General features: G+C 64.0%; 5 protein-coding genes. 3 read left to right on the top strand and 2 right to left on the bottom strand.

Annotated elements, in window-relative coordinates:
* Window positions 1–5: 5 nt before the first annotated feature.
* Together MLD04_RS08005 and MLD04_RS08000 are read right to left on the bottom strand one after the other, a co-directional pair.
* Entirely contained in the window at window positions 6–2,267 is a 2,262-nt protein-coding gene (locus tag MLD04_RS08005; protein ID WP_248156677.1) for an ATP-dependent DNA helicase, read from the bottom strand.
* Complete coding sequence (locus MLD04_RS08000) at window positions 2,264–3,979, bottom strand: VRR-NUC domain-containing protein (protein WP_248156676.1); 1,716 nt, start codon at window positions 3,977–3,979, stop codon at window positions 2,264–2,266. The genes MLD04_RS08005 and MLD04_RS08000 overlap by 4 nt, the downstream gene beginning before the upstream one ends.
* Window positions 3,980–4,187: 208 nt before the next feature.
* On the opposite strand from MLD04_RS08000, the gene recC reads away from it, so the two are divergent.
* Genes recC through recD form a run of 3 tightly spaced genes read left to right on the top strand, consistent with a single transcriptional unit; the run spans window position 4,188 to window position 13,752 of the window.
* The gene (gene recC, locus MLD04_RS07995) at window positions 4,188–7,775 is read left to right on the top strand and encodes an exodeoxyribonuclease V subunit gamma (protein WP_248156674.1); all 3,588 of its coding nucleotides are present in this window, start codon (window positions 4,188–4,190) and stop codon (window positions 7,773–7,775) included.
* The gene (gene recB, locus MLD04_RS07990; protein ID WP_248156672.1) at window positions 7,772–11,503 is read left to right on the top strand and encodes an exodeoxyribonuclease V subunit beta; all 3,732 of its coding nucleotides are present in this window, start codon (window positions 7,772–7,774) and stop codon (window positions 11,501–11,503) included. The genes recC and recB overlap by 4 nt, the downstream gene beginning before the upstream one ends.
* The gene (gene recD, locus MLD04_RS07985; RefSeq protein WP_248156670.1) at window positions 11,500–13,752 is read left to right on the top strand and encodes an exodeoxyribonuclease V subunit alpha; all 2,253 of its coding nucleotides are present in this window, start codon (window positions 11,500–11,502) and stop codon (window positions 13,750–13,752) included. The genes recB and recD overlap by 4 nt, the downstream gene beginning before the upstream one ends.
* Window positions 13,753–13,787: the final 35 nt, after the last annotated feature.

The following is a 13,787-nucleotide window of genomic DNA, read 5'->3' as shown; positions in this document are numbered from 1 at the left end:
CGGGTTCACTCTGACCCGGACTCGGCCGGAGTGAACCACCAGCGGGGCAGCAGGTTCTGTATCTGCGCCCCCATGAAGCGATCGTCGATCAGCCAGATCACGCCCCGGTCCTCCGGGGTGCGAATCACCCGCCCCGCCGCCTGGGCCACCTTCTGGATCCCCGGGATCAGGTAAGTGTACTCATACCCAGCACCAAACCGCTGCTGCAGGCGCTGCTTCAGGATGTCGTGCCAGGCATCAAACGGCGGTAACCCCAGCGTCGCAACGAAGGCGCCAATCAACTGATCCCCGGGCAGGTCGATGCCCTCACTGAACACACCCCCCAACACCGCAAACGCCACGGAAGGCCCCGGTTGCCGGAATTCCGCCAGGAACCCCTCGCGGGCACTCTGACTCATGCCGGGCGTCTGGCATCGCTGGGGGATGTCCGGCGCCCGGCTGGCGAGCGCCTCGCTGACAGCCTGCAGGTACTGGAAACTGCTGAAAAACGCCAGATAGTGGCCGGGACGCTCCCGGAACTGCCGGGCGATGACGTCGGCAATCGGTACCAGGGATTCCTCCCGATGAACCTGGCGAGTGCTGATCCGGGGGGTGAAATGCACCTGCAGCTGGTCGGCGTTGAACGGACTGGGCAGCGAGGTGAAAGCGGCATTCTCCGGCAGACCGAGCAGGTCCCGGTAGTAGATACCCGGGCTCAGGGTTGCGGAAAACAACAGGACCGACTCCGCTGCGGCAAACCGGTCTTTCAGGAAATCCGCCGGAATCAGGTTCTGGATGGTGAGCCTGGCGCGGCCGCGACCGGCACGACGGAACTCACACAGGGAGTGATCACCAAAGCTGTCGGCCAGCTTCATGAAACTCACGCTCTCGAACAGCAGCTCCTGCAACGCCAGATCCGGAGGGTGATCCGCCAGATAATCGGTGAGTGCCGACACCAGCCCCTGCAGGCTGCCGATCAGTCCCGGGGGCAGGGCATCGAGGAAGACGGGGCCATCCGGGTCCTGTTCCCGGATCAGTCCCTGCCAGGCACGGGCGGTCCGGTCCACGGCCTTCTTCAGCGGTGTGGGGGCGGATTTTTTCACCCGCAACAACCGCTGCTGGTCCAGCTGAACCGAATACATCCCCCGGGCCCGGTCCACCAGATTGTGGGCTTCATCCACCAGCACAGTGGCCCGCCACTGATTCTGGCGAATAAGGCCGTGCAGCAGGGCGGACTGGTCGAACAACCGGTTCACATCCCCGACCACCACGTCACTCCACCGGGCCATTTCCTGGGCCAGGAAATAGGGGCAGACGTCATGGCCGGCAGCTATGCGGGCCAGTTCCTCCCGGGTCATGGTGCCAGCCTGGGCCGCTTCAGCGCGGGCATCCGGCAGGCGATCGAAGAATCCGCGGGCCAGGGGACAGGATTCGCCATGGCAGGCCTTGTCCGGATGTTCACAGGCATCGTCTTTAGCCACCAATTCCAACACCCGCAGTGGCCAGGGGCCGGTCTCCGGCTGAGCGGTCCGCAACCGGTCCACCGCATCCAGCGCCAGCTGTCGTGCGGTGTTTCGGCAGGTCAGGTAGAACAGCCGGTCCTGGTCGGAACGGCCCACAGCCATCAGCGCCGGAAACAGGGTACCCAGCGTTTTACCCAGGCCCGTCGGCGCCTCCAGCAACAAGGTGCCGGCGGTCATGGCATTCTTGTACACGGTTTCGGCCAGTTCCCGTTGCCGCGGCCGGAATCGGGGAAACGGGAAGGACAGGCTGGTCAGGCGCTCATTGCGTTGCTCCAGGTGGTGATCTTCCTGTTCGGCCCACCATCGGAATTGCTGACACAAGCCTTCCAGTTCCTGCCACAATACCCCGGCCGTTGCGGACTCGGTCACCAGGGTCTCGCGATCCCGGCCAACGTCGTAATACACCAGCACCAGTTCGATCCCCGGGAGGTTTTCCTGCCGGCACAACAGTGCCCCGTAGGCACGGAGCTGGGCCCTGTGCAGGGCGCGCTGATGATCGCGGATGCGCGACAGATCACCCCGGTGGGTCTTGATCTCCTCCAGCCGACGGCGGCCCGGATGGTAACCATCCACCCGCCCGGAAATCTTTATTCCCAGGCATTCTCCGGTCAGTAAATACTCGCTTTTGTAGTCGCTCGTACGCCGGGACTGGATCAACTGGTGGCCGGCAATGCCTTCGGCGGCCGAAGGTGCAGGGGTATACCGGAAATCCAGATCGCCGGTCCGGGCGGCGAATTCGCACAGGGTCCGAACCGCGACCTTCATGGCCCGTGCTCCTGCCCGGACTCGTCCTGCCAGCGCACATAGAGCACACTGGCCGGAACCCCCTCATTGGCAAAGAACGCCAGCCATCGGCGCTGGTGATCCTGGAGCCGGTCGCCCGGGCCTTTGACCTCCACCATCTCGTAACGGCGCGCCTCGTCGGCTTCCCCGGGGAAGAACCGGATCAGGTCCGGAAAACCGCTGCGATGCTCCCGGATGTTGTGAAGCAGACGCCGGAACAGGGATTTCAGGTGCCGCGCCGGAATGCAGTCCAGGGCCAGTTCGATCAGCTCGACCGACAACGCGGGCCAGATCACGAAGGGGTTGGCCAGCCCCTGTTTGGCCTGCCAGGTGTCCAGGATCTGCTCCCGATAGCTGCCGTTATCCAGACTCGCGAAACAGGCCTCAAAGTCCGAACGACGACGCTCGGTGAAATCCTCCCGGGTCAGGTCGGCCGGGCCGACATGAAACGGATGGAAAAACGCACCCGGCACCGGCTTGAAGATCACCGGCCAGCACAGCAAACCGAACAGGCCGTTGATCAGGGTATTCTCGACGTAGACCGCCGGTGCGTCGGACCGGTCCAGGTACGCGGCGGCAGCCCCCTCCACAGATCCGGACAAGGGGCGGGGAAGAAGCACCGACCGCTCGACAATTTCCGGAGCGGGTATCGGCGTTGGCCGGGGCTCGCCTACTTTCGGAGCCAATCGCTTGAGAATGCGGTCCAGCCCCTGTTGTTCCGCATCCCCCAGGTCCGTTTCCTGCCAACGCCGGGCGATCTCCCAGGCCTCCGGGAACCGCTTCATGCGCTCCAACAGCCGCAACTGTTTCAGTCGTGCCTCCCGATGGTTGCTCTGCGCCCACACCGCCAGTGCCAGTTCCCGGTCACCCTGGCGGTCGGCGTGCCGACCCAGTTCCAGCAGCAACCGATCCCGCCGGCTGGCCAGCCAGGGATTGTCCACCGGACCCGGCACCCTGGGCCACACCTCCGCTGCGGGCCATCCTTCCTCGAGCGCGTCACGACAGGCCTGCATCAGGAGATAGCAATCGACCTGGTCACGCCGGGAAAAGGCGCGGGATTCGGGGCTGAACGGCACCTGTTCGTACTGTTGATAGCCCAGCTCCACCAGAACGAAATCGGACCAGGTTTGCCGGAGATTGCCAAAGAACATCAGCCTGACCCGGTCAAACAGCGCCATATACCGCAAACGCACCACCTCGGCGCCAGTATCGGGCAGCCAGTCCGACAACGGCTTCGGTTCGTCATGCACGTCCGCGAGCGCCAACCGCATCGCCGCCTTGGACAGTGTGCGGGGAAGGCCGAGCCGTTCCAGGGCAGGGGCGAAAACCGGACGCAGCTCGGCAAGGGTAAACAGACGGAAAAGGTCGTCGAGGGCCAGCTCGGGCGCCGGATCCAGCCAGTCGTCCGCGTTCAGCCGGGCCAGGACGGCGGGCAACGGCGACCCGAGCTCCGGGTAGGCCAGCTTGTCAGCACGGAACAGATCTCCGGTGCGCATGATCAGCCGGGTCAGCAGGGCCCGCTCGGGTATGGCAAGGTCCATAAAGGCCTCCAACCGCCCTGTCTCGACCTTGTCCAGCAGATCCCGGTGGTGGCTGAGTACCCAGCGCACCACGGTTTCCATGTTTTCAAGGTAATACAGGGGGTTGGAGAGGTCCGCACTGGACGGTTGCTCAGGAAACTGCGCTCGGGCCATCTGAGATAGGTACTACCTGAAGGCGTTTGGATGAGGAAACCCTCACTTTACGATGAAGCCCTCCATCACTCAAATGCCCATATCTCCAGCATCTGCGACACTGACTGACGCTTCGCGAGGGTATACTGTTGACCGATAACTGCCACAGACGGTCTTGCGAGCAGGCCCCGGTCGAGTCAGGATTGAACGATCATCAACAAGGAGCCCCATGGCCAACGCCATCCAACCCGGTTTTCACGCCATCCATGCCAACCACCTGGAAGATCTTCGGCGCGCGGTTGTCTTCCTGTGCCGGGAAAACCCGCTGCCACCGCTGGAGAGCGAAACCTTCCTGGTACAGAGTAACGGCATCGCCCAGTGGCTGAAGCTGGCCCTGGCGGAGAAGCGCTCGGAAGACGGAACCGGGGGTGGCCTGGGGATTGCCGCTGGCATGGACTTCCTGTTTCCGGCCCGGTTTATCTGGCAGGCCTACCGGGCGGTGTTGCCGGACGGCGAGGTGCCTGAACAGTCACCGTTCGACAAACGCCGGCTGGTCTGGCGATTGTACCGGCTGTTGCCCGACCTGGTGGGCCAGGACGACGCCTTCGCCCCGCTTGCCCGGTTTCTCGAGGGTCCCGATACCGATCTGCGTAATTTCCAGTTGGCCGAGAAAGTGGCCGACCTGTTTGACCAGTATCAGGTGTTCCGGGCCGACTGGCTGACCGCCTGGGAGCAGGGCAGCGATGTGCTGATCACCGCCCGAGGCGAGGAAAGGCCACTCAGCGCGGAAACCCTCTGGCAGCCGCTGCTCTGGCGCAGACTGGTCGCAGATGTCGGCGCCGGGGCCCACACCAGCCGTTCACGGATCCACACCCGGTTCAAGGACGAGGGCCAGCGCCTGACCGTCCCGGCAAACCCGACCCGGCTACCCCGGCGCATCGTCGTATTTGGCGTCTCATCCCTGCCCCGCCAGGCACTGGAAGCCCTGCATGTGCTCAGCCGGTTCAGCCAGGTGGTACTCTGCGTCCACAACCCCTGCCAGTACTACTGGGCCGACATCGTCAGTGACCGCGACCTGCTACGAGCCGAACGCAAGCGGGGTGTGGCCCATCCGGCACTGTCGAAGATCGCCGATCCGGATCAGCTGCACCAGCACGCCAATCCCCTGCTGGCGGCCTGGGGAAAGCAGGGCCGCGACTACATTCGCCTGCTGGATGAGTTCGACAATCCGGAGCAATACCGGGGCCACTTCGACACACCCGACCAGAAGATCGACATCTTTGCCCCACACGGCGACCCCGGGGCACCGGCGCTGCTCCACCAGTTGCAGAACGACATCTACAACCTGACCCCGCTGCAGGAGATCCGTGGGGAAAACCGGCAGCTGGATCTGGCCCGGGATCGTTCCGTTGTCTTCCACGATGCCCACAGTCCGCAACGGGAAGTCGAGATCCTGCACGACCAGTTGCTGGCCGCCTTCAATGCCGATCCGGACCTGCGTCCGCGGGACGTGATGGTGATGGTGCCCGACATCAACGTCTATGCACCCCATATTCAGGCGGTCTTCGGACGCTATCAGCCCGGTCGCAAACGCCACATCCCGTTCACCATCTCCGATCAGGGCCAGCGCCATCATGAACCGGTGGTGATCGCCCTGGAAACGCTGATGTCCCTGCCCAGGAGCCGGTTCGGTGTCAGCGAGATCCTGAGCCTGCTGGAGGTGCCGGGTATCCGCGACCGGTTCGGTATTCAGGAAGCGGAGATTCCCCTGGCCCGGCGCTGGGTGGAAGGCGCCAACATCCGCTGGGGTCTGCACGGCGAGCACCGGGAAAGCCTGGCCCTGCCGGCCGACCTTGAACGCAATACCTGGCAGGCCGGGCTTCGGGCCATGCTCCTCGGCTACGGCATGGGGGAAGACGATCCCTGGGCCGGCGTCGAACCCTACGGCGAAATCGGAGGCCTGCAAGCGAGTCTGGCCGGCCGCCTGGCCGACTTCGTCCAGCGTCTGGAAGCACTCTGGCGTGAACTGCGCACACCCCGGACGCCGGCGGACTGGGAAGCCCTGTTTTCCGACATGCTGTCCCGGTTCTTTCACAACGTCGAAGGCCACGACCTGTTGTTGCTGAACCGGTTCCGACGTCAGCTGGAGCAGTGGCTCGAGGATGCCCTGGCCGCCGGCCTGGAAGCCCGACCGCTGCCCCTGAACATTGTCCGGGATGTGTTGCTGGCCGGGTTGGACGAAGGCGGACTGAATCAGCGCTTCCTGGCGGGCAAGGTCAACTTCGCCACGCTCATGCCCATGCGCGCCATTCCCTTTCGAATGGTCTGCCTGCTGGGCATGAACGATGGCGACTACCCCCGATCCCGCCCCCCGGTGGACTTCGACCTGATGGCCAACGACTACCGGCCGGGGGACCGCTCCCGCCGGGAGGACGATCGTTACCTGTTCCTCGAGGCACTGCTGTCCGCACGGGAACAGCTCTACATCAGCTGGGTGGGCCGGAGCATACGTGACGACTCGGAACGGCCGGCCTCGGTCCTGGTGGCGCAGCTTCAGGATCACCTCAACAGCTTCTGGTCGCTGCCGGGTGCCCCGGACAATCCGGTCACCAATGCCCTGACCACCCGCCACCCCCTGCAACCGTTCAGCCGGGATTACTTCCCCGGAAGCAATGCCCGGGACACCGGCGAGGACAGCCCGCCAAAACCGGTGTCCGAGGTTCTGCAGGCTCGCGGCCTGTTCACCTACGAACGCGAGTGGCGCAGTGCCCACACCACGGACACCGAAGCCCGGGACCGGGAATCCCTGCCGTACCAGACGCCAGCGGAACCCATCAGCCTCAACGATCTGGCCAATTTCCTGAAACGGCCCATCGACACGTTTTTCCAACGCCGCCTGCAGGTGTATTTCGAGGCGGTGGAAGACGAGGACACGGACAACGAGAACTTCGATCTGGACGGTCTGGAGCGCTGGCGACTGGACAACGAGCTGATCCGGGAGGCCGTGGTAAAGGCCGGCTCCGAGGCGGAACTGCACGAACGCATGGCGATCACCCTCGACCGTATGGCCCGTCGGGGCGATCTGGGCATGGGCGTCACCGAGCATCGCCTGCGCGATGAGCTGTCCGGTCGTTTACCGGACCTGTTCGAACGCTACCGGAGCGCGCTCGCGGACTGGCCGGAGCCCCTCGGTGAGCCAGTGGCTTTCGAGTACCGGTTCGAAAACGATAGGGGATCCGTGGAGGTAGCCGATCTCATCGACCAGCTGCGGGTAAATTCCGAGGGCCGGCGTTGTCGGCTCGTGGTGGCCAGCTCGGGCCTGCTGAGCGGTGGCGGTTCCGGCCGGAAAGTACGCTATGCGAACCTGATGCGCGACTGGGTGATCCACCTCGCCGGCCAGCTCACGGCCCAGCCCTTCGAGACCCTGATTCTTGCCAAGGAGGAGAAGCGCCGTTTTACCTTCCCGGGAATCCCGGCGGATCGGGCCCGACACCACCTGGACGCCATCCTGGCCGCCTGGATGGACGCCACTACCCGAACACTTCCCCTGCATTGTGAGGCCGGGTTTGCCTGGCTCACCAGTTACTACCAGAGCAAGAAATACCGAGGCGATCAGGCGCGGGCGCTCGGCGAGGCGGAGCAGGCCTACACCACCGCTCTGGAGCGCGACACCGGCTATCTGCGTGGTGCCTTCGACAGCCCCGGGGCTCTGCTGGCCAGCGATGAGTTCGAATCGTTACTGCATAAGCTGTATGTGCCGCTCTGGGAAGCCGAGCAGAACAAATGCGCCGCCGACCAGATTGAGGAAGAGGCATGAACACAGGGAATCCCAATCGTACGCCCAACCTTGATCCGTTGACCCTGCCACTGAACGGCAGCACCCTGATCGAGGCCAGCGCCGGCACCGGCAAGACCTTCACCATCGCCATTCTCTACGTACGCCTGGTTCTGGGCCACGGCCAGACCGATGACAACCCGCTGTCCGGGGGACTGCTGCCACCGAATCTGCTGGTGGTGACCTTCACCGATGCCGCCACCAAGGAACTCCGGGACCGGATTCGCACCCGGCTGACCCAGGCCGCCGAAGTGTTCTCGGAGGACGAGGACGATCCCCGGCCTCCGGCGGAAACCCGACTGCTGTATGAACTCCGTGACGACCATTATCCGGATCCGGCGACCTGGCCGGAGTGCCGGAAAAAACTGCTGCTGGCCGCCGAGTGGATGGATGAGGCCGCGGTCTCGACCATTCATGGCTGGTGCAACCGGATGCTCAGTGAGCACGCTTTCGACAGCGGCAGCCTGTTCCAGCTTACGCTGGAAACCGACCAGAGCGATTTGCTGGATAACGTGGTCCGGGATTACTGGCGCACCTTTATCTATCCGCTACCACCGGCACTGATGGACGAGGCCCTGAGCCACTGGAACACCCCGGATGCCCTACGCCAGGCCATCCGGAACCTGCTGCCCGACGCCAACCGCCTTGGCGCAGCCGGTGGCGACGTGTACCAGGCCATAAACAATGTCGTCAGTCAGCGCCAGGCCCGTTCCCGCGAACTGAAAGCCCACCCCTGGCGCGACTGGCAAGGGGAAGTGACCGACCTGCTCAACAGCCTGAACAAGGGAAAACGTCTGCATGGCGCCAGCAAGAACGCCATGATCAAGGTCTGGGACGATCTGGTCGCCTGGGCAGACTCCGACCAGCTGCTGCCGGACAACCTCGATAAGGCCGGCTTCCGGAACCAGACGCCCGATGGCCTCGTCGCCATCCTCAAAGGGGAGGGCGACCTTCCGGATCATCCCGCCTTCGACGCCATCGAGGCGCTGATGCTCTTCAGCCAGAATCAGCCCAGCGCCCGCGCCGACATTCTGCGACACGCCAGCCAGTGGGTCGCAGAACGCCTGGAATCCGAAAAACAGCAACGCTCGGAAATGGGCTTTGATGATCTGCTCACCCGTCTGGATGACGCCCTCGACGGGCCCCGGGGTGACCAGCTGGCGTCGACCATCCGGCGCCAGTTCCCGGCAGCGCTGATCGACGAATTCCAGGATACCGACCCGGTCCAGTATCGGATCTTCAACCGGATCTACCGGGTGGCCGACAACGACCCGGCGACCTGCCTGTTAATGATCGGCGATCCGAAACAGGCGATCTACGGCTTTCGCGGGGCAGACATTCACACCTACCTGGAAGCCCGCCAGGACGTCCGCGACCGGACCTGGACCCTGGGCCGGAACTTCCGCTCATCGGCCACCATGGTCGACGCCGTGAACCGGGTGTTCGAGCATGCCGACCGCCACAGCCGGGAAGGTGCCTTCCTGTTTGGCAAGGGCGACTCCACGCCGCTGCCATTCCAGGGCGTCGCCGCCAATGGCACCCGGCGCGAATGGCGAGTCAACGGCACCCCGCAACCCAGCCTTTGCTTCTGGACCCTGGACAACCAGCCTCCGGACGCAGCCGGGCAGGCTGCCACCCTGGCCAAGGGCGCGGCGACGACCCAGGTCGCCGAAACCTGTGCCAGTGAGGTGGCCCGGTTGCTGACGCTGGGACAGGCCGGCCAAGCCGGCTTTGTGCTGCCGGACGATCCGGAGGACCTGGAGGCGGTCAGCCCCGGGGACATCGCTGTCCTGGTCAACAACCGTAACGAGGCCGCCGCCATCCGTGAGGCCCTCGGCCGCCGGCGTATCAAGAGTGTGTATCTGTCTGACCGGGACTCGGTGCTCACGTCCACCGAGGCCATGGAAATCCTGACCTGGCTGCGCGCCTTCGCCGAGCCCCGGCAACTGGCGCTGATCCGGGCCGCCCTGGCCACGCCCACCCTGGGCCAGTCCTGGCAGAGCCTCGATCGTCTGCTCACCGATGAAAGGGCGCTGGAACGGGAAATAGACCGGTTCATGGACTACCACAACCAGTGGCGGACCCGGGGTGTACTGCCCATGCTGCGCGCCTTCCTGATGGACTTTGAAGTGCCGGCACGCCTACTGCAGAGAGCGGATGGCGAACGGCGGCTCACGGACATCCTGCACATCGCCGAACTGCTGCAGCAGGACAGCCTGCAGCTGGACGGCGAGCACGCCCTGGTGCATCACTTCACTCAGATCCTGCGGTCGGCGGACGAGGAAGACGAACACCGGACCCTCCGCCTGGAAAGCGATGCCGGCCTGGTCAAGGTGATTACCGTGCATAAATCCAAGGGTCTGGAATATCCGCTGGTGTTCCTGCCTTTTGGAACCGCCTTCCGGGCACAGAGCGACAAACAGGCCTATGTCCGTTACCACGATGATAATGGGACGCTCAGAACCGTCTTCGATCCGGAGCCGGAGGATGTGGCCCGGGCCGATCAGGAACGGTTGGGGGAAGACATCCGCAAACTGTACGTCGCCCTGACCCGGGCACGCTATGCCACCTGGGTGGGCGTTGCCGCTATCACTGACTGGTACCGGAGCGGCCTTGGCTACCTGTTGGGTGGCGAAGAGCTTGACGGTATGACCGCCGTGGATAGCCTCCGCCCGCTGGTGGAGGGGACCGCTGCCATCACGGCGTCGGCGCTGCCGGAGCCAGACGATACCCTGTATACCGAACCGACTCCGGACGCCCTCGGGCCGGCCCTGGAAGCCCGGCGCGAGGCTCGGGAAGACTGGTGGATTGCCAGTTACTCCTCCATCGAATACACCGGGCTGGCGGGAACCGGCATTGTATTTTCAGGGGAAGTCGAAGACGCGGAGATCCAGAACCTGCTGGAGGAATCCGCCCAGGCGGCCGATGCCGAGCAGGCGAAACCCGGACCCGGTCATTCCCTGCACGACTTTCCGAAGGGCGCCAGCCCCGGGACCTTCCTGCACGAGCTGCTTGAATGGTGTACGCGCGAGGGCTTCAGCCGCATTGCCGAGCACCCTGAGCTTTTGCGGGAACACCTTAGCCGTCGCTGCACCGTCCGGGGCTGGACAGAGTGGGTGGATACCCTGGAACACTGGCTGCTGGCGCTGATCGGGACGCCCCTGGCGCTGGACCGAAAGGGCGAGGTCCGGGCGCCCCTGATGGCGCTGAACACGGTACGCCCGGAACTGGAATTCTGGTTCGAAAGCTGCAATGTCTCCACCCGACGCCTGGACGCCCTGGTTCAGCAGCATACGCTCGAGGGTGCCGACCGAAGCCAGGTGGAGGACCGACGATTCAACGGTATGCTCAAGGGCTTTATCGACCTGGTGTTCGAACATGAGGGTCGCTACTACGTTCTCGACTACAAATCCAACAGCCTCGGCGATGACGACAGCGCCTACACCGACCAGGCCATGGGTCAGGCGATTCTCGACAAACGGTACGACCTTCAATACATCCTGTACCTGCTGGCGCTGCACAGGCTGCTGAAAGCCCGGCTCCCCGGGTACGATTACGACCGGCACATCGGTGGCGCCGTCTATCTCTTTTTGCGCGGCATCCACGCCCCGGGGGCCGGAGCCTTTACCGACAAACCACCCTGTCAGCTCATTGATCAGCTTGATGCCCTGTTCGACGGCCACCGGATGACCGGGGAGGATGCCGCATGAGCCGGACCCGCAATTCCGACCATCAGTTTGATCTCGATCTCGGGGACGACCACGCCAATCCCGGGGAACCGCCATCGGCACCGGAAATGGCCGCGGTACTCACTGAAGGCGAGCACATGGAAAACTTGCTGGAGCAATGGCAGGACGCCGGCTGGATCCGGGAGCTGGACATTGCGTTTGCCCGGCTGATCCGCGAGCTGTGCCGGGAGCAGGGGGAATCCCCGGAGCCACTGTTGCTGCTGCTCGCGGCAATGGCGTCTCACCAGGTTGGGCGAGGGCATGTCTGTATCGACCTGGTATCGTTACTGGACAATGCCGGCCAGACCCTGGCACTGCCTCCGGAGGAAGCACCGAGGCACGGATACCCGGAACTGGTGGACACCCTCCCAACGCCGTCCGATATTCTGTCACAGGTCACATTGCCAGACTGCATAGCTGCCATGGGAGCAACGTCAGCCGTAAGTGATGGCTTACATACGACACCCCTTGTGCAAGTCGATACCCGGCTTTACCTGCGCCGTCTCTGGCGATACGAACAGCGGATTGCCGAAGGTATCCGGAGCCGTCTGTCGCCATCGCCGTCTCTGGCGGACGCCACTTCACCCTCGGCAACGACACTCCGTCAGGCCCTGGATGCCCTGTTCTCTCCCCGGAACGACGTGGACTACCAGAAACTCGCCTGTGCCCTGGCGGCCCGTAATCGCTTTGCGATCATCACCGGCGGTCCCGGCACCGGCAAGACCACCACCGTGGTCAACCTCCTTGCCGCGCTCCAGGCAACGGCCGGTTGCGATTCCAGCCGGGGTGGACGCAAGTTCCGGATCCGTCTGGCCGCGCCCACCGGCAAAGCGGCGGCCCGCCTGAACGAATCCATTGGCAACGCCGTCAATCGTTTACCGCTCGATCAGTTACCCGGCAACGTGGACCTCGCGGATATTCCCACCCGGGTAACCACCCTGCACCGGCTGCTGGGTAGCCGTCCGGACAGCCGGAAATTCCGGCATCACCGGGACAATCCCCTGCTGGTGGATATCCTGGTGATTGATGAGGCCTCCATGGTGGACGTCGATCTGATGGCCTCGGTGTTCGATGCCCTCCCGGACCATGCGCAGCTGATCCTGCTGGGCGACAAGGACCAGCTAGCGTCTGTGGATGCCGGCGCGGTGCTCGGTGAACTCTGCCAGCGGGCCAGCGAGAGCCACTATCAGCCTGCAACCGCGACCTGGCTGAAGGCGGTCTCCGGTGAACAGGTCCCGCAGACGCTGGTGGACGAACACGGCGAACCGCTGGATCAGGCCGTGGCCATGCTTCGCAAGAGTTACCGCTTTACCGAAGACAGCGGCATCCGCCAGCTCGCCGAAGCGGTCAATACCAACCGGCTGGACCAGCTGACGCTGAAGCGTTGCCGTGACGCAGCGTTCGACGATGTCATCTGGCTGAACGGCAGCGACCGCGCCCCGGACCTCGAAGCCACACTGGAAGGTATCTGCCGCCATGCCATCACCGGCTCTCCGAAGGCGTTCCGGAACCGTGGCGTGGGCCGATCCACGGACCACGGTGAGCTGGCGCCGCCGGTGGGCTATCAACACTATCTCACGCTCATGAACCATCGTGGCCTCGAAGCGGACAGTCCGCCCGAGGCCTGGGACGATCTGGCTCGACAGGTGCTGGAGGCCTTCGGGGATTTCCAGGTCCTGTGTGCCCTGCGCAAGGGCCCCTGGGGCGTGGAGGGCCTGAATGACCGTATTGCCCGACGTCTGCTGGAAGCCCGGCTGATTCCCCGTGCCGAGGGCTGGTATGCCGGTCGACCGATTCTGATCACCGGTAACGATTACAACCTGGGCCTGATGAATGGCGATATCGGCATCACCTTCAGCCTGCCCGGACAAGGAAACGAGAACGGCGAGCCTGACACCACGCTGCGGGTTGCCTTCCCCAGCGGGGATGGTACCGACGGCATCCGCTGGATTTCTCCGAGCCGGCTGCAGCAGCTGGAAACCGTGTATGCCATGACCGTCCACAAGTCCCAGGGATCCGAATTCAACCATACCTGTCTGGTGCTGCCGGACCGGATGAGCCCGGTGCTCACCCGTGAGCTGATTTATACCGGGATCACACGTGCCCGTAGCTGGTTCAGCCTGGTGACCGGAGATCCGGATGTACTGACGGCGAGCAGTCGACTGCGGATCCGACGTGCCTCGGGACTGGCTGAGGCACTTAGGTCATCCGTCCCGGTCAACGAATCGTAAATGAACAGCAGTTCAACTATATTCAGAAAAGACCC

Source organism: Marinobacter koreensis (assembly GCF_023156285.1).
Classification (GTDB): domain Bacteria; phylum Pseudomonadota; class Gammaproteobacteria; order Pseudomonadales; family Oleiphilaceae; genus Marinobacter; species Marinobacter koreensis.
The sequence above is the reverse complement of the archived record's forward strand: the minus strand, read 5'-3'. Positions and strand labels throughout refer to the sequence as shown.

What these genes read in the sequence shown, in the direction of transcription:
- MLD04_RS08000 (WP_248156676.1), bottom strand. Translation starts at nt 3,979, where the DNA reads ATGGCCCGAGCGCAGTTTCCTGAGCAACCGTCCAGTGCGGACCTCTCC.
- MLD04_RS08005 (WP_248156677.1), bottom strand. Translation starts at nt 2,267, where the DNA reads ATGAAGGTCGCGGTTCGGACCCTGTGCGAATTCGCCGCCCGGACCGGC.
- recC (WP_248156674.1), top strand. Translation starts at nt 4,188, where the DNA reads ATGGCCAACGCCATCCAACCCGGTTTTCACGCCATCCATGCCAACCAC.
- recD (WP_248156670.1), top strand. Translation starts at nt 11,500, where the DNA reads ATGAGCCGGACCCGCAATTCCGACCATCAGTTTGATCTCGATCTCGGG.
- recB (WP_248156672.1), top strand. Translation starts at nt 7,772, where the DNA reads ATGAACACAGGGAATCCCAATCGTACGCCCAACCTTGATCCGTTGACC.